The sequence below is a fragment of the Mycobacterium sp. 4D054 genome, from assembly GCF_052245755.1.
In the GTDB taxonomy this organism is placed as follows: Bacteria; Actinomycetota; Actinomycetes; order Mycobacteriales; family Mycobacteriaceae; genus Mycobacterium.
On record NZ_JBQQCF010000035.1, the window covers coordinates 13,569 to 37,470 of the forward strand.

At 69.9% G+C, this 23,902-nt stretch carries 21 protein-coding genes; 3 read left to right on the forward strand and 18 right to left on the reverse strand.

The window, feature by feature from the left end; translation table 11 throughout:
* Nucleotides 1-34: 34 nt before the first annotated feature.
* Together ACTWP6_RS21865 and hemE are read right to left on the reverse strand one after the other, a co-directional pair.
* Nucleotides 35-1,408: a protoporphyrinogen oxidase gene (locus ACTWP6_RS21865; RefSeq protein ID WP_260751812.1), complete on the reverse strand. Its 1,374-nt coding sequence runs from the start codon at nt 1,406-1,408 to the stop codon at nt 35-37.
* A complete protein-coding gene (gene hemE / locus ACTWP6_RS21870) occupies nt 1,405-2,469 on the reverse strand; it encodes a uroporphyrinogen decarboxylase (protein ID WP_260751810.1) in 1,065 nt (354 codons plus the stop codon). Before hemE ends, ACTWP6_RS21865 begins: the two co-directional genes overlap by 4 nt.
* Before the next feature lie 85 nt (nt 2,470-2,554).
* Here hemE and ACTWP6_RS21875 point away from each other — a divergent pair, with 85 nt between their 5' ends.
* Both ACTWP6_RS21875 and ACTWP6_RS21880 read left to right on the forward strand, forming a co-directional pair.
* Nucleotides 2,555-3,136, forward strand: coding sequence for a DUF3000 domain-containing protein (locus tag ACTWP6_RS21875; protein WP_396884457.1), 582 nt, complete (start codon nt 2,555-2,557; stop codon nt 3,134-3,136).
* A 5-nt stretch (nt 3,137-3,141) separates the two neighbouring features.
* On the forward strand, nt 3,142-4,437 hold the full coding sequence (locus ACTWP6_RS21880; RefSeq protein ID WP_443188745.1) for an HRDC domain-containing protein: 1,296 nt from the start codon (nt 3,142-3,144) through the stop codon (nt 4,435-4,437).
* 61 nt (nt 4,438-4,498) lie between these two features.
* On the opposite strand, the gene ACTWP6_RS21885 is transcribed toward ACTWP6_RS21880, so the two are convergent.
* The 12 genes from ACTWP6_RS21885 to ACTWP6_RS21940 form a co-directional block, all read right to left on the reverse strand.
* Nucleotides 4,499-6,664: a thiamine pyrophosphate-dependent enzyme gene (locus ACTWP6_RS21885; protein WP_443188746.1), complete on the reverse strand. Its 2,166-nt coding sequence runs from the start codon at nt 6,662-6,664 to the stop codon at nt 4,499-4,501.
* Nucleotides 6,665-6,679: 15 nt separating this feature from the next.
* Nucleotides 6,680-7,873: an acyl-CoA dehydrogenase family protein gene (locus tag ACTWP6_RS21890; protein WP_443188747.1), complete on the reverse strand. Its 1,194-nt coding sequence runs from the start codon at nt 7,871-7,873 to the stop codon at nt 6,680-6,682.
* 28 nt (nt 7,874-7,901) lie between these two features.
* A complete protein-coding gene (locus tag ACTWP6_RS21895) occupies nt 7,902-9,137 on the reverse strand; it encodes an amidohydrolase family protein (protein WP_443188748.1) in 1,236 nt (411 codons plus the stop codon).
* Nucleotides 9,138-10,256: an FUSC family protein gene (locus tag ACTWP6_RS21900; RefSeq protein WP_260751804.1), complete on the reverse strand. Its 1,119-nt coding sequence runs from the start codon at nt 10,254-10,256 to the stop codon at nt 9,138-9,140. It abuts the gene before it with no gap.
* The gene (locus ACTWP6_RS21905) at nt 10,243-10,761 is read right to left on the reverse strand and encodes a (2Fe-2S)-binding protein (protein ID WP_260751803.1); all 519 of its coding nucleotides are present in this window, start codon (nt 10,759-10,761) and stop codon (nt 10,243-10,245) included. The genes ACTWP6_RS21900 and ACTWP6_RS21905 overlap by 14 nt, the downstream gene beginning before the upstream one ends.
* Nucleotides 10,751-11,629, reverse strand: coding sequence for an FAD binding domain-containing protein (locus tag ACTWP6_RS21910; protein ID WP_260751802.1), 879 nt, complete (start codon nt 11,627-11,629; stop codon nt 10,751-10,753). The genes ACTWP6_RS21905 and ACTWP6_RS21910 overlap by 11 nt, the downstream gene beginning before the upstream one ends.
* The gene (locus tag ACTWP6_RS21915; RefSeq protein WP_260751801.1) at nt 11,626-13,884 is read right to left on the reverse strand and encodes a xanthine dehydrogenase family protein molybdopterin-binding subunit; all 2,259 of its coding nucleotides are present in this window, start codon (nt 13,882-13,884) and stop codon (nt 11,626-11,628) included. Before ACTWP6_RS21915 ends, ACTWP6_RS21910 begins: the two co-directional genes overlap by 4 nt.
* A gap of 44 nt (nt 13,885-13,928) precedes the next feature.
* On the reverse strand, nt 13,929-14,738 hold the full coding sequence (locus tag ACTWP6_RS21920; protein ID WP_260751800.1) for an ABC transporter permease: 810 nt from the start codon (nt 14,736-14,738) through the stop codon (nt 13,929-13,931).
* Nucleotides 14,735-15,583 (reverse strand): ABC transporter permease, encoded by an 849-nt coding sequence (locus ACTWP6_RS21925; protein WP_443188749.1) that lies wholly within the window; start codon nt 15,581-15,583, stop codon nt 14,735-14,737. The genes ACTWP6_RS21920 and ACTWP6_RS21925 overlap by 4 nt, the downstream gene beginning before the upstream one ends.
* Nucleotides 15,580-16,380 carry an ABC transporter ATP-binding protein gene (locus ACTWP6_RS21930; protein ID WP_260751796.1) on the reverse strand — a complete coding sequence of 267 codons (801 nt, stop codon included), beginning with the start codon at nt 16,378-16,380 and terminating at the stop codon, nt 15,580-15,582. Before ACTWP6_RS21930 ends, ACTWP6_RS21925 begins: the two co-directional genes overlap by 4 nt.
* A 44-nt stretch (nt 16,381-16,424) precedes the next feature.
* Nucleotides 16,425-17,432 carry an ABC transporter substrate-binding protein gene (locus tag ACTWP6_RS21935; RefSeq protein WP_260751794.1) on the reverse strand — a complete coding sequence of 336 codons (1,008 nt, stop codon included), beginning with the start codon at nt 17,430-17,432 and terminating at the stop codon, nt 16,425-16,427.
* Nucleotides 17,433-17,776: 344 nt separating this feature from the next.
* Entirely contained in the window at nt 17,777-18,766 is a 990-nt protein-coding gene (locus ACTWP6_RS21940) for an LLM class flavin-dependent oxidoreductase (RefSeq protein WP_260751793.1), read from the reverse strand.
* A gap of 100 nt (nt 18,767-18,866) precedes the next feature.
* Here ACTWP6_RS21940 and ACTWP6_RS21945 point away from each other — a divergent pair, with 100 nt between their 5' ends.
* Nucleotides 18,867-19,469 carry an SRPBCC family protein gene (locus tag ACTWP6_RS21945; protein WP_443188750.1) on the forward strand — a complete coding sequence of 201 codons (603 nt, stop codon included), beginning with the start codon at nt 18,867-18,869 and terminating at the stop codon, nt 19,467-19,469.
* Here ACTWP6_RS21945 and ACTWP6_RS21950 read toward each other — a convergent pair.
* From ACTWP6_RS21950 to dxs, 4 genes are all read right to left on the reverse strand, one after another.
* Nucleotides 19,450-19,914 carry a RidA family protein gene (locus tag ACTWP6_RS21950; RefSeq protein ID WP_443188751.1) on the reverse strand — a complete coding sequence of 155 codons (465 nt, stop codon included), beginning with the start codon at nt 19,912-19,914 and terminating at the stop codon, nt 19,450-19,452. The two genes, ACTWP6_RS21945 and ACTWP6_RS21950, sit on opposite strands and share 20 nt — an antisense overlap.
* Nucleotides 19,911-20,675, reverse strand: a complete 765-nt coding sequence (locus ACTWP6_RS21955; protein WP_260751789.1) for a GntR family transcriptional regulator — start codon at nt 20,673-20,675, stop codon at nt 19,911-19,913. The genes ACTWP6_RS21950 and ACTWP6_RS21955 overlap by 4 nt, the downstream gene beginning before the upstream one ends.
* 101 nt (nt 20,676-20,776) lie before the next feature.
* Complete coding sequence (locus ACTWP6_RS21960; protein WP_443188752.1) at nt 20,777-21,967, reverse strand: alpha/beta hydrolase family protein; 1,191 nt, start codon at nt 21,965-21,967, stop codon at nt 20,777-20,779.
* A gap of 2 nt (nt 21,968-21,969) precedes the next feature.
* On the reverse strand, nt 21,970-23,883 hold the full coding sequence (gene dxs, locus ACTWP6_RS21965; RefSeq protein WP_260751787.1) for a 1-deoxy-D-xylulose-5-phosphate synthase: 1,914 nt from the start codon (nt 23,881-23,883) through the stop codon (nt 21,970-21,972).
* Nucleotides 23,884-23,902 lie beyond the last annotated feature (19 nt).

The following is a 23,902-nucleotide window of genomic DNA, read 5'->3' on the forward strand; positions in this document are numbered from 1 at the left end:
TATCGTGCCACGCACACGGCTGTGATCCAGCACGTCATCGGGCGGCGGGCGCTGGGCCGACCATCAGCGCGGCCACCGCCCGGGTCGCCGCCGCGACACACGCGGGCACACCGATGCCGTCCAGGTAGGCGCCGGCGACCGCGAGCCCCCTGGGCAGCCCGGCGCGCAGCTCGGCGACCAGCGCGGCGTGCCCCGGACCGTACTGCGGCATCGCGTCGATCCAGCGGACCACGCGCGCGTCGACGGGTTCCACCGTGATGCCGAACAACGTCGTCAGATCCTGCGCCGCCCAGGTCAGCAGGTCCTCGTCGCCAGTGCTGCCCGCGAGATCATCGCCGAAGCGGCCGTAGGACAGCCGCACCATCTCCACGTTGGCCCGTCGTCCCCACTTGCGCGACGACAGCGTGACCGCCTTGGTGCGCAACCGGCCGGGGCCGGCGACGAGCACCCCGGACTGTTCGGGCAGTGGGGTGCCGCCCGGCAGCGCCAGCGCCACGACCGCCGCCGACGCCACCGGGATCCGGCGGGCCGCCGCCGCGGTCTGCGGGGCGAGGTCGGCGATCAGCGCCGGCAGCCGCGGTGCGGGCACCGCGAGCACCACGGCGTCGGCCGGCCAGCGGACGCCCTCGTCGTCGACCACCTCCCAACCGCTGCCCGCCGGGCGCACGGTGTGCGCCGCGACCTGCGCCCAGTCCAGATCCGCCTGCCGCACCAGTTCGTCGACCAGCACCTGGTAGCCGCCGTCGATGGCGCCGAACACCGAGCCGGGCTGGGGCGGCGGCAGCGCCAGCGACACCGCCTCGGTCAGATTGCGCGCCCCGCCGTCGAGGGCCGCGGCGACCGTCGGTGCGCCCGCGCGGATGCCGATGGTCGCCGCGGAGCCGGCGTACACCCCGCCCAGCAGCGGGTCGACCGAGCGGATCACGACCTGCTCGCCGAACCGGTCACCGACGAGCTCCGCCACCGACGGGTCGGCGCCCTGCCGCCAGGTGAAGGGTCGCCGCGGCTCGTCGAGCATCCACCGGATGGTGGCGTCGTCGACCAAACCGGTCAACGCGGTCGGCCGCGACGGAATGCCCTGCACGGTGTCCGCGGGCAGCTGGTGCAGCCTGCCCCCGCTGTAGATCAGCGGCCGTGCACCCGAGGTGGCGATCTGTCGGCCGGCCAGCCCGAGCTCGTTGAGCAGAGCCGGCACTTCCGGTCGACGGGCGACGAACGCCTCCGCGCCGACGTCGAGGAGTTGCCCGCCGACACGTTCGGTGCGCAGCACCCCACCCAGCCGGTCGGCGGGGTCGAGCACCGTGATCGACGCATCGGGGCCTGCGGCGACGCGCAACCGGTACGCCGCGGCCAGACCCGAGATACCGCCGCCGACGACGCAGTACCGCAGCGGAGCCGCCGCGCTCACAGCTCGTGCACCAGCGCCACGGCGTCGGTGATCACGGCGGGATCGGTGGCCGGCAGCACGCCGTGCCCAAGGTTGAACACATGCCCGACCGCGCCGGCGTCGATCGCCCGCCTGCCGTCCTCCACCACCGCGCGCACCGCACGGTCGACCACGGGCCAGCCGGCCAGCAGCAGCACCGGGTCCAGGTTGCCCTGCAGCGCAGTTCCGGGCCGCACCCGCGTCGCGGCGTCGTGCAGCGCCGTGCGCCAGTCGACGCCCACCACGGCGGGCACTCCATGACCGGTGACAGCCTCGGACATGGCGCCCAGCAGCTCGGCGGTGCCGACCCCGAAGTGCGTCATCGGCACCCCGTACCCGGCCAGCGACGCGAACACGCGCGCGCTGTGCGGCAGCACGTACGCCCGGTAGTCCGCCAGCGACAGCGTGCCCGCCCACGAATCGAACACCTGGATGGCATCCACCCCGGCCTCGACCTGGGTGCGCAGGAACGCGATCGTGACGTCGGTCAGCGCGGCCATCAACGCGTGCCATGTGTCGGTCTCGCCGAACATCATCGCCTTGGTGCGTTCGTGGTTGCGGCTCGGCCCGCCCTCGACCAGGTAGGACGCCAGAGTGAACGGCGCGCCGGCGAACCCGATCAACGGGACGTCGCCCAGCTCGGCGACCAGCTGGCCCACCGCGGTGGCCACCGGAGCCACCTGGCCCGGTTCCAGCGGGCGGATCCCGGCGACGTCGCCGGCCGTGCGGATCGGATGCGCGATCACCGGTCCGACGTCGGGGACGATGTCGAGGTCGATCCCGGCGGCCCGCAGCGGAACCACGATGTCGGAGAACAGAATGGCCGCATCGACACCATGCCTGCGCACCGGCTGCAGCGTGATCTCAGTGATCAGGTCGGCGTCGAAACAGGCCTGCATCATGGTGTTCTTGGCCCGCAGTTCCCGGTACTCGGGCAGCGACCGGCCCGCCTGTCGCATCAGCCACACCGGCACCCGGAGCGGCTTGCGACCGGCGACGGCGGCCAGGTACGGGGATTCGGGCAGCTCACGGCGCGTGTTCATCGCCCACCATGCTGCCATGCCCGCTAATGCCCGAATCGGCGCGCCATGAGCACAGACCTGGCCGAATCCGCTAGCGTCAAACGACGTGACCACCGCCGAACCGGCTCCATTCCGTGAAGCGGTGGCGGCGATGAATGCCACCACCGTACGGCCGGAGATCGAGCTGGGCCCGATCCGGCCGCCGCAACGCCTGGCGCCGTTCAGTTATGCGCTGGGCGCCGAGGTCAAGCACGCCGAGACGGCGATCATCCCCGAACGTTCCGAGGGTGACGCATTCGGCCGGCTGATCCTGCTGCACGACCCCGAGGGCGCCGACGCCTGGGACGGCACGATGCGCCTCGTTGCCTACATCCAGGCCGACCTGGACTCCTCGGAAGCCGTTGATCCGCTGCTGCCCGAGGTGGCATGGAGTTGGCTCGTCGACGCGCTCGCCGCGCGCGGCGACCACGTCACCGCGCTGGGCGGCACCGTCACCGCGACCACGTCGGTGCGCTACGGGGACATCTCGGGCCCGCCGCGTGCCCACCAGTTGGAGCTGCGCGCCTCCTGGACTGCCACCGACCTCGAACTCGGCCCCCATGTGGAGGCGTTCTGCGAGGTGCTCGAACACGCCGCGGGACTGCCGCCCACCGGGGTGACCGACCTGAGTTCCCGCACCCGCGCCTGAACCATATGTCCGATTCCGACACGCCAGGCTCGTCGCTGGACGCCGACGACGCCCACCACACCGACGGCGCCGACGAGCAGGTCCCCGATGCCGAACCGCTGCTGACCCCCCGCGAGGGCGTGCCCGGGGTGTCCGTCAGCCGCTACGAGATCGCCGAGGCCGCGGATCGGCTGGCCGCCGGGCACGGACCCTTCGCGATCGACGCCGAGCGGGCCTCGGGCTTCCGGTACTCCAACCGCGCCTACCTGGTTCAGATCCGGCGGGCGGGGGCGGGCACGGTACTGATCGACCCGGTCAGCCACGGCGGCGACACCCTCGAGGTGCTCGCGCCCGTGGCGGAAGTGCTCGCCGACGCCGAATGGGTGCTGCACGCCGCCGACCAGGATCTGCCGTGCCTGTCCGAGATCGGCATGCGGCCCCCGTCGCTCTACGACACCGAACTGGCCGGACGGCTGGCCAACTACGAACGCGTGAACCTCGCGGCGATGGTGCAGCGCCTGCTGGGTCTGCAGCTGACCAAGGGCCACGGCGCGGCGGACTGGTCGAAGCGCCCGTTGCCCGACGAGTGGCTGAATTACGCGGCGCTGGATGTCGAAGTTCTCGTCGAACTGCGCCACGCGATCGACGAGGTGCTGCAGCAGCAGGGCAAGTCCGAGTGGGCGGCCCAGGAATTCGAGTTCCTGCGCACGGTCGAGCCCACTCCGACGCGCCGCGATCGCTGGCGGCGGACCTCGGGCATCCACAAGGTGCGCGATCCGCGCGCGTTGGCCGCGGTGCGGGAACTGTGGACCACCCGCGACCAGATCGCGCGGCGGCGCGACATCGCCCCCGGCCGCATCCTGCCCGACAGCGCGATCGTCAACGCCGCCACAGTGAACCCGGACAGCGTCGAAAAGCTCACGGCGCTACCGATTTTCGGTGGATCCAAGCAGCGGCGCAATGCTCAGGTGTGGCTGGACGCGTTGGCCCGGGCCCGGACCGGCGACCTGCCCGATCTCCAGGAGCCGTCCAACGGTCCCCCGCCGGCGTCCCGGTGGGCACGTCGTAAGCCCGAGGCCGCGGCCCGGCTGGAGGCCGCGCGCACCGAACTGTCCGCACTCGCGCAACAGATCTCGGTGCCGGTCGAGAACCTGCTGGCACCAGAGCTCGTGCGCCGGTTGTGTTGGGACTGGCAGCCTGTCGACGGGACCGAGGCCACCACCGCCGCGGTGGACGCTTTTCTGCGCGGATCGGCTGCGCGTCAGTGGCAGCGTGAACTGACCGTGCCCGTGCTGGCGAAGGCGCTCACGGCTGCCGGCTGACGACCGTGTCGACGTCGTCGACGAAGTGCCACCACCCCTCGTCCGGTGCTTCCAGGTGCGGTCAGCGGCCGGTCGACACCAGCTTGATCGCGGCCGCTTCCACGGTCTCCTCGGACAGCAGCACCTCCAACGCAGCGTCGCCGAGCGGAATGTAGCTGTCGTGGCTGGCCACCCGCGCCAGCGCGCCGGTGTAGCCGTGGTCGATCAATGCCGTCAAGATGCCCTCGCTGACGCCGCCGCTCTCGCGGGTCTCGTCGACCACGAGCACCCGACCGGTCAACTCGGCCTCGGCGAGCATGTCGGCCAGCGGAAGCGGTGCCAGCCAGCGCAGGTCCACCACCCGCACGTCGATGTCGCGTGCGGCGAGTCTGCGCGCGACCCGCAGGCTCATCCGCAGCCCGTTGCCGAAGGTGAGGATGGTCAGATCGCGGCCGGCGCCGTAGCCCCGCGCCCGTCCGATCGGCACCGCGCCGCCACTGTCGGGAGCAAGCCATCGATCGTCGCCGTCGTCGTGCAGGTCGCGGGTGTGGTACAGCGCGATCGGTTCGAGGAACAAGCACACCACGCCGGCCGCCCGCGCGGCCGCCACACACGTGCGCATCATCGCCGCGGCATCGTCGGGCCGGGCAGGTGACGCGACGATCACGCCGGGCAGGTCGCGGATCGCGGTGATCGAGTTGTCGTTGTGGAAGTGTCCGCCGAACCCTTTCTGGTAGCCGTAGCCGGCGATGCGCACCACCATCGGGTTGCGGTATTGCCGGTCGGAGAAGAACTGCAGCGTCGCGCCCTCACCGCGGATCTGGTCGGCCGCGTTGTGCAGGTACGCCAGGTACTGGATCTCGGGAATCGGCAGCAGCCCCGAGATGCCCGCGCCCAGCGCGAGCCCGAGAATCGACTGCTCGTCGAGCAGGGTGTCGAACACGCGGGCGGTACCGGCCCTGGCCTGCAGCCCGCGCGTCACGCCGTAGACGCCGCCTTTGCGGCCCACGTCCTCGCCGAAGATCATCGCCTCCGGGTACCGGGCCAGCACATCGGCCAGCGCCCGGTTGATGCCCTGGGCCACCGTCAGCGGCGCCGACTCCGTGCCGACGGGTTCGGCCTCCGCGGCGGCGCGCCCGGCCCGCACCGCCTCGTCGAAAGCGTCGGTCAACGGCGCCATCACCGCCCGCGGACTGTCCAGTTGCGGCAGGTCGGCGACCTCCTCGGCCACAGCGAGCACTTCGGCGCGCTTGGCCTCGCAGCGGTCCAGCACCTGCGCGGGGGTGAGCACGCCCGCCTCGACGAGGAGGCGCGCGGTGCACAACACCGGGTCGCGTTCGTAGTCGGCAGTGATTTCGTCGTTCTTGCGGTAGCCGGGCTCGTAATCCGAGCCGGCATGTCCCATCAGTCGCACGGTGCGCAGATGCAGGAATGCCGGACGGCGTTTGGCCCGAACGTATTCGGCGGCCTGCCCGGCGACGGTCAGCACCTCGGGCAGGTTCGTCCCGTCGGCGGTGAAGTACCTCAGGTCCTCGCGGCCGCGATAGGTGCGCGCGATCCAGCCCCGCGGGGTCTTGACGCTGATGCCGATGCCATTGTCCTCGCAGACGAACAGCAGCGGCAACGGCATGCCCTGGTAGGCGGTGTGCATCGCGGTGTTGATCGCGCCGACGGCGGTCGAGTGGTTGGCCGACGCATCACCGAAGCTGCACACCGCCAGCGCGTCGGCAGGCCATGCGCTGTCCGCCTGCAGCTTGCGCGCCCGCACGATCGCGAACGCCACGCCGACCGCTCGCGGCAGGTGCGAGGAGATGGTCGACGTCTGGGGGATCACGGCGAGGTCGTGTCGGCCGAACACCTTGTGCCGTCCGCCCGAGATCGGCTCGTCGGTGGACGCGACCATCCCGAGCAGCACGTCGCGCAGCGGATCGCTGCCCGGCACCTGCTGTGCGCGGGCCAGGAAGAACCCGCCGGAACGGTAGTGCAGCAGCGCCGGGTCGGTGGGGCGCAGCGCGGCCGCGACGGCGGCGTTGCTCTCGTGACCGGAGGAACCGATCGTGTAGAAACCCTTGCCCTGGGCGCGCAACCAGCGGGCGGCCAGGTCCAGATGCCGGCTACCCAGCTGCGCGTCGAACACGTCGATGCAGTCCTGGGCGCAAACCCCCTGCAACGCATCGTGTTTCCCGGCGTCCGGCGCGGTCAGCGACGAGACGACCGTGGTGAAATACTCGTCGATCGGTTCTGCCACAGCGACTCCTGGCGATCAGCGGAACGCGGCGACGCCGGTGAGGGCCTGCCCGATCATCAGCGTATGCATCTCGCTGGTGCCCTCGTAGGTCAGCACCGACTCCAGATTGTTGGCGTGGCGCATGACCGGGTATTCGGCGGTGATGCCGCTGGCTCCCAGAATGGTGCGTGAGGTCCGGGCGATCTCGATGGCCTCGCGGACGTTGTTGAGCTTGCCCAGGCTCACCTCTTCGGGGCGCAGACCGGTGGCGTCCTTGGCCCGGCCCAGATGCAGGGCCAACAGCAACGCCTTGCCGTACTCCAGCGTCATGTCGGCGAGCTTCTGCTGGGTCAGCTGGAAGCCGCCGATGGGCCGGTCGAACTGCTCACGCGACTGCGCGTAGTTCAGCGCGCTCTCCAGGCAGTCCCTGGCCGCGCCGACGGCGCCGAAGATGATGCCGAACCGGGCTTCGTTGAGGCAGCTCAGCGGCGCCCGGAGGCTGGTCGCGCCGGGCAGCCGGGCGCTGTCGGGAAGGCGGACACCGTCGAGCACCAGCTCGCTCGTGACCGACGCACGCAGCGACATCTTCGCCTTGATGGTGCGGGCGGTGAACCCCGGGGTGTCGGTCGGGACGGCGAATCCGCGGATCCCGTCCTCGGTGCGCGCCCACACGATCGCGACGTCGGCCACCGAACCATTGGTGATCCACATCTTGGTGCCGTCGAGGATCCAGTCGTCTCCCGAGCGGGTGGCGCGGGTGCGCATGCCCGACGGGTTGGATCCGAAGTCGGGTTCGGTCAGTCCGAAGCAGCCGATCTTGTGCCCGGTGGCCATCTCGGGCAGCCACTGCTGCTTCTGCTCCTCGCTGCCGAAGGCGTGCAGCGCGAACATCGCCAGCGAGCCCTGCACGCTGACCAGCGACCGGATTCCGGAGTCGCCTGCCTCGAGTTCGAGGCAGGCCAGGCCGTAGGCCACCGCCGAGGTACCCGCGCAGCCGTAGCCCTGCAGATGCATGCCGAGCAGTCCGAGGTCGCCGAGTTCTACGGCCAGTTCACGCACGGGCAGTTCGCCACGCTCGTACCAGGTCGCGATGTCCGGGCTGATGCGCGCTTTCACCAGCGCGCGCACGGTGTCTCGGATCTGGCGCTCCTCGTCGTCGAGCAGGCTGTCGACGCGCAGCAGCACATCGGGGGTGGTCGGACCGGTGTGCGGCGAAAGCTGGCCGGACATGGTGTCTCCTTACATCGTGGTGGGGTGGTCAGCAGCAGCCGGAGCTATGCGCTCCGACGGGCACGGGGCGCCCGGACTCTGGTCGTGGCCGAGTGCCTCGCCAGGTCACGGAGCGGCTCGGCGGCGGGGTCTGCTCGCTGCGGGTGGCGACCAGCGGGACGCCGTCGACCAGCACCGTCGCGATACCGGGAAGGTCGCCGAGGGCGAAGGACTCCAGCGCATCGGTGGCCATCGAACCCGTGATCGGGCCCAGCACCAGCAGATCGGCCGGTCGGCCCTCGGCGATCACCCCGGTGTCCAAGCCGTGGGCGGCCGCGGTCTGCCCGGTCGCCGCGGCGACGGCCGCCACCGGGTCGACCCCGCACACCGACGCGAGATAGCAGACCGCGCGCAACATCCCGCGCGGGATGACGCCGGTGCCGCCGGGGGTGTCGGTGCCGAGGGTGAGCCGGTCCAGCCTGCCGAGCCGCGTGAGTTCGTCGACGACGATCCCGGTGGCCCGGTAGTTGTTCGAACTGCAGACCTCGACGTGGGTGTCGGGCAGACGATCGATGATCGCCAGGATATCGGCGTCCGGTGGCGGGATGGGGCCGCCGGAGATGTGCCCGACAACGTCGGGACCCACGGCCGTCACCACGTCGGCGCCGGCGACCCGGCTCGACCCCGACCGAGACACGCCACCGGAGTGCAGCTTCACGGTCATTCCGCGCTCGTGCGCCCAGCGGACGTAGCGCTGGGCCTCGCCGTCGCCCAACCTGCTCCAGTCGTAGAAGATGAACTTGAGCTGGTCGATGCCCTCACGGTGGGCCCGGTCGAAGTGCTCTTCGGTCATCCCCGGCACCAGCAGCACCGTGCCCGCGTTCACCTTGACCCCGGACGGCCGCATCCTTCCGGTGGTGTGCTTGGACGTGATCGCGATCGACAGCACGAGTTCGGGGGTGAGGGCGTCGAGCGCCAGCCCGGGGATGTGCAGTTCGCCGGCCGAGACCATCGAGGTGGTCCCGCCGTGCAGATAGTTGTGGATCCAGCCGATCGCATCCTGGGCCGGCGTCCACTCCCCGAAAGTGGGGTGGACGTGCCCGTCGACCAGACCGGGCATCACCGTCAGCCCGCCCGCCGAGAGCACCTGGTCGGGTGCTGCGGCGCTGACCCCGATCCCGGCCACCACCCCGTCCTCGACGAGCAGGGTGGTGTCGCGCACCGGGGCGACCCGCGGGTCGCCGTGCACCAGGAGGCCGATGTCCTCCACGAGCAGGGTCGTCACCTAGCGCCTCCTTGATTGGATTTTGTATACACTATCGTCCTGCCCCGTCTTCTGGGAAGTCATCGTCGTCGCCCCCGTGCGGAATGTCCTGCGCGTCAACGCCGGAACGGCGAAGACCACCACCAGCACGATCACCGCGCCGGCCAGGTTCATCGCGAGCCGCACGCCTCCCTCGTACCAGGGGAAGAGCTCCGGGTACTCGCTGATCACCAGGAGCACCGGCGGACCCGTCACCGCCCACCAGGTGTAGTTCACCGGCCGCAGGGCCATCGCCAGCGTGAACAACACCACGCTGACGACCGCGACCATCGGTATCGACGGATGCGTCCCGAGCAGCACCGCCGCGATCAGGGCCCCCACGGCATTACCCGAAAGTCGCTGCGCCAGGCGCATTCCCGTGTCCCCAGCCGCGGGCTGCACGGTGAGCACCACGCTGGTGACAAGCCAGTGTCCGCCGACCAGGTCCTCGGGCAGCAGACCGGCGACGCTCACCGCCACCGCGACGGCCACCCCCACCCGCACCGCGTGCGGCCATGACTCACGCCAGCCCCGCTCGGCCGCGGGCGCCGTGGGGGCCGCCGTCCCGCGCCGCCGGCGCAGCGCCTCGGCACACACGAACCACGCCGTCCACGCGACGGCCACCACCAGCGCGCCGGCCGCATAGGGCAACAGCCGTTCCGCGCCACCGTCGTCAGGCACGTCGACCGCGACCAGCACCACCGCCAGCGCGGCCGTCGGGCCGACCCGGGCCAGCAGGCCACCGCACACCGCGGCCGCGACGGTCACGCCCGCCAGCGCCGTCGGGTGACCGACCGTCAGCACGGCCAGCGCCGCGCCGGTCAGCACCGCCAGCGCGCGGATCGCGATGGTCGCGAACGCCGCCCGCCACGTCGGCGGCAGCGACGGCACCGCGGTCAACACGAATCCCAGCCCCATCGCCGACCCGAGCTCGGCGTGTCCGACCGCCGCGGTGGCCACGAGGATCGCGCCGAGCCCGGCCGCCAGCCAGGCCGCCATCCCCCACCGGCTCGCGCCGACCGGCCTCAGCAGCTCGGCGGGTCGTCGACGCCGCAGGGCGGGCGGCACCGCCGAGGTGGGCTCACCGTCAGGACTCGGCACTGTCCGCGCCATCGGCGGGCGCCGCCGCGGCGTCCAGTACCGCCGCCACGATGCCCTGATAGCCGGTGCATCGGCACACGTTGCCCGACAACGCTTCCCGCACCGACTCGGCGGTCAGCGGTTTCTCCGCATCCGGGTCGCGGAGCAACTCGACGGCGCTGACCAGAAATCCCGGGGTGCAGAACCCGCACTGCAGCCCGCCGCAGCGGGTGAACGCCTGCTTGAGGCGCGCGGCCTCCTCGAACTGGTCGAGTCCCTCCACGGTGTCGACCCGCAGTCCGTCGGCCTGCACCGCGAGCATCAGGCACGCCCGTCCGGAACGACCGTCGATGAACACCGTGCACGCCCCGCAGACCCCGTGTTCGCAACCCAGATGCGTTCCGGTGAGCCCGAGTTCGTCGCGGAGGAAGTCGGCGAGTGTGAGCCGCGGCGCCACGGCGCGGGAGATCTGCCTGCCGTTCACGATCAACGAGATGGCCACCTGCGCGGGTGTGTCAGCGTGCATCGTGCTCCCTTCCGGCCGTGCAGGCGCGCCGGTGCGCAGCGGTCATCGCCTCGGTCAGTGCGGACGCGCAAAGCCGCCGCGCATAGTCGGTGTCGTCGGCGACCGGTTCGGTGCCGCCGGCCCACCGCCGGCCCAGCTGCTGCCACAACCGCTCGGACGGCAGCTCGCCGACGACGTCGTCGCCGCCGAACAGCAGCGGCCGGTCGGCCACGCTCAGCACGCCGGCACGCAGCGCCGAGACCCGCCCGTCCGGTCCGAGGGTGAGCATGCAGCCCGCGCCGGCCAGGCCGTAATCACCGTGCTGGTGGGCATATTCGATAAAACCCCAGCCCTGGTCCGGTCGGATCGCGGGCACCGAGATCCAGGTGATCATCTCGTCGGGCGCCAGCGCGCTGGTGTAGAACGACACGAACATCTCGTCCGCGCCGACCGTGCGCCGCCCGGACGACGACGACTCGACATGGAAGGTCGCGTCGAGAACCAGTGTGGCCAAGGGCATTTCCGCGGCAGGGTCGGCGTGCGCGACCGAACCGCCGATGGTACCGCGGTTGCGGATGCCGACGTGCCCGATGTGCCGCGCCGCCTCGGCCAGCAACGGGGCGCGCGCCGCGATCAGTGGGTCCACCTCGACGGTGCGGTGCGTCACCAGCGCGCCCAGGATCAGGTCGTCGGTGTCGTCGAAGACCCGGTTCAGCTCGGTCAGCCGGCCGATGTCGATCACCGCCGAGGGCCGGGCCAGGCGCAGGTTCATCAGCGTCAACAGCGACTGGCCACCCGCCAGCAGTTTGGCGTCGGGATCGGCGGCCAGCAGATCCAGTGTTCCGGCGACGGTTTCGGGCCGGTGGTAGTCGAAGGGCGCCGGCTTCACGACGCCACCCTCTGCATCGCCCGGCACAGCTCACCGGTCTGGATCGGCGTGCTGGTGACGTGCAGGCCACCGCCGACGGCGTCATCGACGGCCCCGGCCACCGCCGAGTACACGGCGATGGTGCCGCTCTCCCCCGCACCGCGCACGCCGAGCGGATTGACCGGGGTGGCGACGGGCAGGTGGTTCACGATCACGTCCGGCACATCGGTGGTCAGCGGAAGGTGGTAGGCCGCGAAGGTGGTCGACGTCGGCTCCCCGGTGGGCGAATACCGCCACGCCTCGAAGAGCGCACCGCCGATCCCCTGGGCCACGCCGCCGATGATCTGGCCCTCGACGATGCGCGGGTTGATCTCCCGGCCTCCTTCATGGGAAACCGCGTAGCGCAGCACCTTCACGATCCCGGTGCGGCGGTGCACACCCACGATCACCGCGTGCACCCCCATGGTCCAGGTGACCGTCTCGACCCGGTACACCGATGTCACGTCGAGCGCCGCACCGCCCTCGCCGGCACCCCCGACACGGCTCGCCGCGGCCAGCTCGTCCCAGCCCAGCACCTCGCGGCCCGCGGTGAAGCGGCCGTCCGCATAGTCGGCGTGCCCGACGCCCATCAGGTCCGCGGCCCGCGCCGCGCCGAGCGCGACCAGCTCACGGCACGCCTGGTGTACCGCCGAGCCCGCCAGGACTGCCGACCGGCTGGCGAACGTGCCCACCCCTTCGGGGAGGCGCTCGGTGTCCGAGGCCACGTAGCGCACCCGTTCCAGCGGGACCTCAAGCGCATCCGCGGCCACCTGCGCGAAGACCGTCTCGTGTCCCTGGCCCGCCGAGGCCGCCCCCGCCGTGACCTCGAACCGGCCGTCGGGCAGCAGCCGCACCCGCCCGGTCTCGTGCGGCCCGCGCCCGGTGGCCTCCAGGTAGGACGACAGCCCGTAACCGATGCGGTGGTCCGGATTTTGGAGGGCGCACACGTCGGCCTCCGACGGCGGCAGCGCTGCCAGGACCGACTCCAGGCACGCGAGGTAGTCGCCACCGTCGTAGACGATCGGGACCCCGTCGCGGTACGGGATGGGCCGCGGATAGGGCATGTCGGCGGCGGTCAGCAGGTTGCGCCTGCGGATCTCGGCGCCCGAGATGCCCAGCGCGGCGGCGGCCGCGTCGAGGCTGCGCTCCAGCGAGAACGTCGCCTCGGGCCGGCCCGCGCCGCGGTACTGCGCCACCAGCGTCTTGTTGGTCAGCGCGGCCCGGCCGCGCACGTGCATCGCCGGGACACGGTAGGGGCCCATCAGGTGCACCGCGGTGTTGGCCACGATGCCTGCGACCCAAAGACTTCCGGCGCCGAGGTCGACGACGAAGTCGACGTCCCAGCCCAGGATCCGCCCGGTCGCGTCGACGGCCAGCCGGACGCGGTGCGTCTGGTCCCGGGCCTGCGCGCTGGACACCAGATGTTCCTGCCGGTCCTCGACCCAGATCAGGCGGCGCCGAACATGTTCGGCGAGCACCGCGAGGACGACCTCCTCGGCGTACACGTTGGCCTTGGTGCCGAAGCCGCCGCCGACATCGGGCACGCTGACCTTCACCTGGTCGCGCGTCCAGCCCGTCACCGAGCAGATCGCGTTGCGCACCATGTGCGGGATCTGGGTGGACGTGGACACCTCCACACGCCCCGGTGTCGCGGCGTATTCAGCCAGCACACCGCGACATTCCAGCGGCACCGCACCGTGGCGCTCCATCCGGTAGGTGTCCTCGACCACGTGGGCGGCCGCCTCGAACGCCCGCCCGGGATCACCGAACCCGTACTCCAGCCGGGCCGCCTCGTTGTGGCCCAGGTGATCGAACAGCACGGGAGCGGCGGGGTCCAGCGCCGCCTCGGCGTCGACGACCGGCTCCAGACTCTGATAGGACACCACGACGTGCTCGGCGGCATCCTCGGCCAGATACCGGTCGTCGGCGACCACGACGGCGATCGGCTGGCCGACGAAGTGGACGTGGTCCGAGGCGAGGATCGCCAGCCGCTGCTGCGCGAGCACGAGGGAGGTGGCCGCGGTGAAGTCCGGATCCGGCGTGGTCAGCGACGGGATCGGCGTGTGCTCCAGGCCGAGGTCGGCGGCGGTGAAAACGCCGTGCACACCGGGCATCTGCTCGGCGACGGCGGTGTCGATGCCGGTGATCCGGGCGTGCGGTTGGGTGGACCTGATGAAAACGACATGCTTGGCGCCCGCCGCGTGATCGGCCAGGAACCGTCCGTTCCCGGCCAGCATACGGTCGTCTTCCCGGCGCCGTACCGAGCTCCCCACCGATCGGCTCAATGTAGCCGTTTCTCCCACTGCCACAAGGCGATCGAGATGCCGAACGAGATGGTGATCAGCAGCATGATGGTGGCCACCATCGACGGGTAATCACCGTGGCTGTAAGCCTGCAGCACCACCCTGCCCAGACCGCGCCGGGTGGCGAAGAACTCCGACAGCACGACGCCGACCACCGCGAGGCTGACGGCGAGCCGGATCCCGGTCAGCATCGGACGCCGGATGGCCGGGAAGATGATGTGGGTCAACATCTGCCAGGCATTCGCGCGGACCGAGCGTGCCAGTTTCCAGTAGACCTTCGGGATCTCCTGCACGCCGGTGGACACGTTGATCAGCACCGGGAACAGGGCGAACAGCACGCCCATCACGACCTTGGAACCCGACAGGCTGAAGATCGGCAGCAGCACCGGGTAGAGCACGATCTTGGGAATCCCGTTGAGCACGATGATGAGCGGTTCGAAGATCGTCCGCAGCCGGCTCGACAGGCCCAGCATCAGGCCCAACCCGCCGCCGGCGGCGGTACCGACCACGAACGCCATCAGCACTGACTGCGCGGTGACCCGCAGGTCGAACAGGTAGGCGGGGTCGGACAGATTCTCGAACAGCACCACGATCGTCTGCACCGGTGACGGGATCACGAACGTCAGACCGGACATCACCTGCCAGGCGAGCACCACCACCACCGCCAACAGGCCGGCCCCGACCGCCTGGCTGGCCAGCAGGGACCGCCACGAGAAACGGAGTGGCGCAACGGTTTCGGATGCGGTGTCCGTCGAGGTCGGTTTCGGGGCCGGCATGGTGGCGGTCACGCGTTCCTCCCTCGCAACAACACCCGCTCGACGGTGGCCAGCGCGACCGTGAGCAGGCACGAGAGCACCAGCACGACCACGATGTAGGCGAACATGCCGACGTTGTCGAAGATTTCGTAGAGATACCGGATGCGGTACCCCAATCCGGCCTGGGCCGTCGTGAACTCCATCGCGATGGTGCCGATCAGCGCGTACACCACCGCCAGCCGCAGACCGGCGACGATGAACGGCCCGGCAGCCGGGATGGCGATGGCGAACAGCGTCTGCCGCGGCGAGGCTCTCAGTGAGCGCGCCAACTTCATGTACACCGGCGGCATCTGATTCAGGCCCACGGCGGTGTTCAACGCCATCGGGATGGCCGCCATGATGGTGGCCAGGATGATCACCGACATCGAGTTGATACCGACGAGCACAATCATCACCGGATAGAACAGCACCAGCGGTACGGCATAGAACGAGACCAGGTAGGGCTCGAACACCCGGCCCAGCAACGGCACCTTCCAGAACAGCAGGCCCGCGGCGAACCCCAACAAACAGCCGAACAGGATCGACAGCGCCACCTCGATGCCGGTGCGCTGCGCATCAAGCCAAAACTGCGATTCGGTGAGCAGCACACCCAGCTCGGCGACGATCACCGACGGCGCCGGCATCACATGGTCGTTCCACCAGCCCGCGGCGGAACCGATCTCGGCGAACGCGGTGAACGCCAGCAGCAGCAGCACTGTCGACCCCGCGCTGTAGGCCAGCTTTCCGAACCGTCGCCCGCGGCGCTGCGGTCCAGCCGGCGTGCCGGGCGGCGTGGCCTCGGTGGGCAGGTCGTCGGTGGCTGCGAACGAGGTGCTCACGTGGCCGCCGTCTCCTGCTGCTGGAAGCCGCGCATCGACTCGGCCTGCAGGGATCCCCAGATCCGGTTGTGCAGCTCGTTGAACCGCGGCGTTGAGACCACCCCGGCGTCGCGCTCCCCCGGCAGGTCGATGTCGACGACGTCGATGATGGTGCCGGGACGGTAGGACATCACCCAGACCTGTTGCGAGAGCAGGATCGCCTCGGAGATGTCGTGGGTGACGAACATGATCGTCTGCTTGGTCCTGGCCCAGATCTGGCGCACCTCGGCACCCAGGAACAGCCGGGTCTGCTGGTCCAGGGCTGCGAACGGCTCGTCCATCAGCACCACCTCCGGCTGCACGGCCAGCGTGCGCGCCAGCGCGACGCGCTGCCGCATACCCCCGGAAAGCTGTGAGGGATAGGACTTCTCGAATCCGCTCAAGCCCACCAGGTCGATGGCCTCCTTGGCCCGCCTGCGCCGCGCCTCCTTCGCAACCCCGATCATCTCCATAGCGAAGCTGACGTTTTCCTCGACGGTGCGCCAGGGAAGTGTCGAGTCCTCCTGGAACACCACGCCGATCTTGGGGTCGGGGCCGGTCACCGGCTTGCCGGCGACGCTGACGGTGCCGGTGGTCGCCTTCTGCAGCCCCGCAACCACCGCGAGCAGCGTCGACTTCCCGCATCCGCTCGGTCCGACGATGGACACAAAGCTCGCATGCGGAACACTCTGGTCGATACCGGTGACCGCCGTGACCCGGCGGGCGGGAGTGTCGAATACGACTGACACTCCGGTCATCTCGATGCCTGGTGAGTTCAAGTCGCTACCTTTTCGCTCGGTCGTGGGCTGGAGTCGACGGTCGGTCAGAAGGTGGCGCGGTCGTCCTCGGGCAGGTACTGCTGGTCGAGCACGGTGGCCCAGTCCACGGGCTGGTCGATCTGACCGGCGGCCAGCATCAAGTCGGAGAGGTTGTTCAGGCCTTCGGGATCGACCTTGAGCGAGTAAGCCTTGGCCAGATCGGGGCTGTTGCGCAGGGCGGCCTGCATGACCTCCGGGGAGACCCCCACCAGCGGTCCGATCTCGGCGCCGGCCTCGTCGGGGTTGGACACGACCCACTCGTTGAGCCGGTCGGCGACCTTGAAGAACTTCTTCAGGTTCTCGGGGTTGGCCTCGGCGTAGTCGGTGTTGACTGCGACCAGGTCGGCCGGCAGGTCGCCCAGCACGTCGCGGGAGTTGATCAGGACCTCGGCGTTCTCGCTGGCCTGCTTCTCGGCGATGAACGGCTGCATCGCCCAGCCCGCGGTGATCTGATTGGCCTTGGCGGCGGTCCAGTTGTCACCCATCTGGCCGACGGCCTGGGCCCGGACGCCCTGGCCGAGTTCGCGTTCCAGGCCCTTGACCAGAAGCTCGGTCGACGAACCGGCCGAGCTGAAGCCCAGCACGGCGCCCTCGATCGAACGCCCGGGTGGGCTGATCCACGAGAAGTCATTGACCTGGAACCACGGCGCGACGACCTTGAGGTTCGAATTCGGTTGCTGCGCAGCCAGAAGTACCGAGCTGTTGCCCGCGATCGCCATGTCGGCGTCACCGCTGGTCACCACGCGCAGCGTATTGCCGCCGCCACCCCCGGAGAACAGGTCAACCTTGAGCCCCTCCTCCTCGAACCACTTCTTGTTGATTCCCGCGGTCAGGATCGCCATGAAGGGCAGGCTGTCGACGCCGGTCGCCGAGATGCTCAGCGTGTCGGTCGTGGCTCCCGCGCTGCCACCGGCGTCGGCCGGTCCGGCAGATTCGTCAGCGCACGCGGTGGCGCCGACGAGCAGTGCGGACGTTGCGACGATTGCACCGATGACCTTGGGAAACCGTGACATGTGGGACGCCTCCAGAAGGGGTTTGAATATTGGATACACTATACGAAGAAGTGTGATGTAGAGCAATATTTAGGGGCGATGTCGCCTGGATAACATTGCCGCCAATTCCAGCCCGGCCGCGACACCCAACAGCACCGAGGCAGCACGCAGACCGGATCCGTGCGCCGATTCCGCCGTCTGCTGCTCGCGCCGCACGTCAGCATATTGGGAGACGACCGGCGGTGCAGGCCGAGAGTGCACGACGCCATCGGCCGGGGTGAGCGCGCGCTTCAAAGCCGGCGGAGCCCCGGGCACGGCACTGCCAGGCGCCGGGTACGGGCGCAGATCCGCGGCGTCGGAGCGGCTCACCCCTGGCGGCCGCTGACGATGTCGGCGAAGGCGCGGATCGTGCCCTCGCGACTTTGCCCGGGCCGCACGAACGGCACGATCGACACCTGGTCGACTCCGAGCGACTCGATCTCCTTGAGTCGCTGGGCGCACTCTGCCCTCGTGCCGGCCAGCGCGAAGAGATCGACGAGTTCGTCGGGCACCAGATCGGCGTGCGCGGCCTCGGGGTTCATGTGCTCGTAGTAGTTGTACTGTTCCCTGATCCGGTCGATGGCCTTTTCCAGCGAGGGGTCCACCTTGGCCGGCAACGGGCGGATCGCGACCCGGGAGACGTGTGCGCGCACCAGATCTCGCGCCTCGGTGCTGTCTTCGCCGATCGCCGTCGGGGTCCACAGCACGATGTGGAGGTCATCGAGCGTGCGCCCACTCTGCCGCGCGCCCCGCTCGATGGTCCGCAGCGCACCCTCGATGAACTCGGGTGCCGTGCCTACCAGCACGATGACGCCGTCGGCGATGCGGCCGGACATCTCCAGGATCTTGGGCGCGGACGCGGCGATGTAGATCGGGATGTCCACCGGGCCGCTGAGGTAGTTGAGGTGGTACTCGGCCCCGCTGGTGGGTTCGGCGACCTTCTCGCCGCGGAACAGCGCGCGCAGGTCCGTGATGGACTTCTCCAGTTCGGCGAGCTTGAGCGGCTTGAGGCCCATCGTCCGCAACGACGAATCCCCGGTGCCGATACCGAGAGCGACTCGGCCGCCGGTGAACTCGGCCAACGTGGCCCACGTGGAGGCCAGTAGCGAGGGGTGTCGGGTGACCGCGTTGGTCACCCCCGTGCCGAACACGATCCGCTCGGTGCCGACCGCGGCGGCGCCCATCACCGTCGAGGACTCCCGCCAAATGTTCTGGGAATCGCCGAACCAGACATGGTCGTACCCGAGGTCCTCACAGAGCCGGACATAGGAACACATCGCCCCCGCCGGTTCGGTCGGGAACAGTCCTGCACCCATGCTCAGCATTCGGAAAGCCTCCTCGGGGCGAGTGTGCGATTGCTGTATATCGTATCCAATCGTAGGGTTAGGTGGTCGGAATCACAACCGGAGGCAGTGAATGAAACTCATGAACGAGTTCACGGTCGACGCGCCACTGGACGACGCATGGGCGGTGCTCACCGACATACCGACCGTCGTGCGGTGCGTCCCGGGTGCCGAGCTGGACCGTCACGAGGGCGCCGACTACCACGCCCGCGTCACCGTCAAGGTCGGACCGATCGGAATGACGTTGGCGGGCAAGGCGACTCTGGTCTCACAGGACGACGCGGCCAGGGAGATGGTGGTCTCGGGCACCGCCGCCGACCGCAAGGGCAACGGGTCGACCGAGGCCACGGTGCGCCTGGTGGCCCGCGAACAGGCGGGCCGTACGGTCGTCACCGTCACCACCGACGTCGAGCTCAGCGGCCGCATCGCGCAGTTCGGCAAGAGCGCGATCGTCCCGGTGAGCAACCGCATCATCGGCCAGTTCGTCGAGCGACTCGACGCGGTGATCGCCGGCGGTCCCGCGCCCGCGCCCGGCGCGACCGGCGAACGTCCGTCGCACCCGGCCCCGGTGCCGCTTCCGGAATGGATCACCTTGGCGGTCAACGGATTCGCTGGGCTCGCGCTGGGCCTGGCGATAGGGCGCTGGCTGGAGCGCCTCAGGCCGGTGCGACGCTGACCACGAGATCGAGCTCCACGCACGCCCCACCGGGCAACGATGCGACACCGATCGCGGTCCGCGCGTGCGCACCGACGTCGGCGCCGAACACATCGATCAACACCTTCGATGCTCCGTCGATGACCGCCGGGTGAGCGTCGAACTCGCCGACCGCGCGCACATAGCCGCGCAGGTGGATCACTGTACTCACCGCGTCCAGCCCCACGGCGGCCTCGATCGCGCCGAGAAGATTCAGCGCGGCCAGCGCCGCCTGCTCCCCGGCAGTGTCGACGGTCACGTCGTCGCCCACGACCCCGCGCAACGCGGGCACGCCGGCGCGGCGGGCCGTCGCTCCGGAGACCCAGAGCTGGTCGCCGCACCGCCGGCTCGGGGAATAGGCACCCTTCGGGGGCGGCGCTGCAGGAAGTGACAAGCCCAGCTCGCGCAGCCGGTCGGCGACCGTCACGCCGGCGTGTCGGGTTCGGAATCGAAGATCCGGTGGATCGGCTCGATCGCGTGGGCGCGGTGCTCGTGGTTGAGCGCCACCATCCGTTCGACGTCGCGGGCGGCCATCGCCTCGATCATCGCCACATGCTCGTGGCAGACCTTCGGCATGTCGAGCAGCGGCGAGTACATCGGCCGGTAGGCGTCAGCGGTGTTCCACAACTGGGTGACGATGCGCTTGGTGCGGGCCATCCCACTGGCGTGGAAGGTCAGGAAATGGAACTGCCGGTTGAACACGCCCACCGAGATCAGATCGCCGTCGGCGAGCGCTTTGTCCATTTCGGCGTTACAGCTGCGCATCTCGTCGACGATCTGGTCGGTGACCCCGGGCATCGCATCCCGGATCAGCGCCTCCTCCAGGATGGCGCGTAGCGTGAACACCTCGACCAGGTCGCCCAGGCTGAGTTTGGTGACGCGGTAGCCGCTGTGCGGCACATAGGTGATGTACTCCTCGGCCTCCAGCGTCTTGAGTGCTTCGCGGATCGGGATGCGCGACATGCCGAACTGTTCGGCCACGGCCTCCTGCACGATCCAGCTGCCGGGTGCCAGCTTGCCGGTCGTGATGTCGTGCCGCAGCGCCTCCACGACAGCCTGCTGGGCGGTTTTGGGGCGGACGAAGTCCGACCGGCGTCCGCGGTCGGCACCCGCGGCCGAGGCCGTCGACGCGTCGCGCTCGTCGTTGTTCCGCGATGCAGAACGTTTGGTTGCGGTGCGCGGTGACATCGGCTCTCGCTTTCAGGTGATTGGATACACTATGCGATCACCTGGGCCGACGAGTCAAACCCCGGCCGGCATACCGCGGTTCGGCCACTGACGGGCGGCGCTCAGGCCAGCGCCCGTGCCAGGAACGGCGTCGAGTCGGGAATCGAGGCCAGCACGGTGCCGCTGTGGTCGGAATCCGGATACACCTTCAGCGTCACGCCCTGGCCGTTGTCGGTCAGCCGTTCGGAAAACCGCAGCGTCAGGTTCGGCGGGACGTCACGGTCCTGCATCCCGACGCCGAGGAACACCGGGCGGTCGTATCCCGTTGCGGGGACGCCCATGTACGCGTCGATCGCCTCAGGGGCGCCGGGGATCGACGCGATCGGCGCGGTGAAGAACTCCGGCACTTTCAGCCCTTCGAGTGCACCGGGAAGCTCTGCGGCGCAAACAGTTTCGGCCTTGTCCGCGGCGGCCCGGCCTTCCGGGGTCAGCACCTGGTCCAGATCGAGGTCGGGACGGGCCTCTCGCAGCGCGGCGACGATGTAAGCGGTGTAGGCGCTGCCCATCGGGCCCAGTTCGGGCGGGACGGCCATGTCGGGGCCGGCCTGTTTGACGATGTTCTCGACGTTGGCCGGGGTGCCGGTCGCGACGACGCCGCGGTAGTCCAGCCCGCGACCGGCGCTGAACTCGGTGGCCCACCGGGCTGTCGCGACGGCGGCTCCCCCGCCCTGCGACTGTCCGACGACGGCCCACTTCGGCGACAGATCGAGATCCATCTGGCGGGCCGCGATCACCGAGTCCACCACGGCGCGTGCAGTGCTCCGGCTGTTCAGATAACTCATCAACCCCGGTGTGCCCAGACCGGTGTAGTCGCTGCCCACCACCGCGTAGCCCTGGTCGAGCCAGTGCGACAGATACTCCTTGTCGCGGCCGCTGCGTGGCAGCGCCGACGGGGTGCAGTCGTCACCGAGCCCGACGGTGCCGTGTGCCCACGCGATCACCGGCCACCCACCCTGCGGGGCAGCGATGCTGGGGGTGAACACCACCGCGGTGCTGACCGCGGGGCGGTCGTGTTGGTCGATGGTGGAGTACAGGATGCGGTAGGCGGCGCCGGCCCCCGGCACCGACAGCGCCGGGTCCAGCGGCACGGTGTCCAGCAGGGTGCCGGGTGACGCGGCGGGCACCTCCAGCGCCCGGGCGTCCAGGCCGGACCACATGGGTGTGGCGGCATCCGCGGTCGGAGCACAGCCCACCAGCGCAGCGATCGTCAGCACGGCGCCCGCCGTGAGGCGGGCGGAGTGGGTTTTCGCCATCGTCAGTCGACGCGCTCGCTGACCTCGCTGTCACCGGCGGCGGCGCCGAGCGCGGCCACCCAGCCGGTGATCTGGCGGGCGATGCTCTGTTCGGTCAGCCCGACCTCGGCGAGCACCTCACCCCGCGAGGCGTGGGCGAAGAACTCCTGGGGCAGCGCGGCGTCCCGGCACGGCACATCGATCTCGTTGCGACGCAACGCACTCGACACCGCCGATCCGACCCCACCGTGACCGCCGTTGTCCTCGATGGTGACGACGAGCTTGTGCCGGTCCGCCAGGGTCGCGATCTGCTCGGGCACGGGCAGCACCCACCGCGGGTCCACCACGGTCACACCGATGCCTTGGTTGCGCAGTCGTTCGGCGACCGCCAGCGCCATCGCGGCGAACGGACCGACGGCCACCACGAGCACATCCTCGGACATCCCCTCGGCAGGAAGCGTGAGGATGTCCACCCCGTCGCGACGTTCGATCGCCGGGATGTCTTCGCCGACATCGCCTTTCGGGAACCGTACGGCGGTGGGGCCGTCGTTGACCTCGACAGCTTCGCCGAGTTCCTCCCGCAGGCGCGCACCGTCGCGTGGTGCGGCGACCCGCATGCCGGGCACGATGCCCAGGATCGACAGGTCCCACATGCCGTTGTGGCTGGCGCCGTCCGGTCCGGTGATCCCGGAGCGGTCCAGCACCATGGTCACCGGCAGCTTGTGCAGCGCGACGTCCATCAGCATCTGGTCGAACGCGCGGTTGAGGAACGTCGAGTAGATCGCCACCACCGGGTGCATGCCGCCCATGGCCAGCCCCGCGGCCGACGTCATCGCGTGCTGCTCGGCGATACCGACGTCGAAGAAGCGATCGGGGAAGCGTTCCCGGAACGCGCTCAATCCGGTGGGTCCGGGCATCGCGGCGGTGATGGCGACGATGTCTCGGCGCTTGCTCGCCAGCCGGATCAGCGCCTCGGAGAACGTCGACGTCCAGCCGGGCCCGGGCACCGAGGTCGCCAGACCGGTTTGGGGGTCGATGACACCGCACGCGTGCATCTGATCGTCGACGTCGTTCTCGGCGGGCGCGTAGCCCATGCCCTTGCGGGTCACGACATGCACCACCACCGGGGCGTTGAACGCGCGGGCGTGCCGCAGCGCGCTTTCCACGGCGTGCTCGTCGTGACCGTCGATGGGCCCCACGTACTTCAGGCCGAGATCGGTGAACATCACCTGCGGTGACAACGCATCCTTGATGCCGGCCTTGATGCTGTGCATGCACTGGTAGCAGAACTCGCCGATCATCGGCACGCCACGGACCGCCTTGCGGCCCTCCTCCAGGAAGCGCTCGTAGCCGGGCTGCAGCCGCAGGCCGGCGAGGTGTTCGGCGAAACCGCCGATGGTCGGCGCATAGCTGCGGCCGTTGTCGTTGACCACGATCACGATCGGGCGACGCGACGCGGCGATGTTGTTCATCGCCTCCCAGCACATGCCCCCGGTCAGCGCACCGTCCCCGACCACCGCCACCACGTGCCGGTTGCGGTGCCCGGACAGCTCGAACGCCTTGGCCAGACCGTCGGCGTAGGACAGCGCTGAGCTGGCGTGGCTGGACTCGACCCAGTCGTGCTCACTCTCGGCGCGCGACGGATAGCCGGACAGGCCGTCCTTCTTGCGCAGCGAATTGAAGTCCTGGCTGCGACCCGTGAGCATCTTGTGCACGTAGGCCTGGTGCCCGGTGTCGAAGAGGATCGGGTCGTGCGGGGAATCGAAGACCCGGTGCAGCGCCAGCGTGAGCTCGACAACGCCGAGGTTGGGTCCCAGATGCCCACCCGTCGCCGCGACCTTGTGGATCAGGAAGTCACGGATTTCGCGGGCCAGGTCCTCCATCTGCGCCTGCGACAGGTGCTGTAGATCTGCGGGACCGCGGATCTGTTCAAGCATCCCGTCAGTCTACGCACGG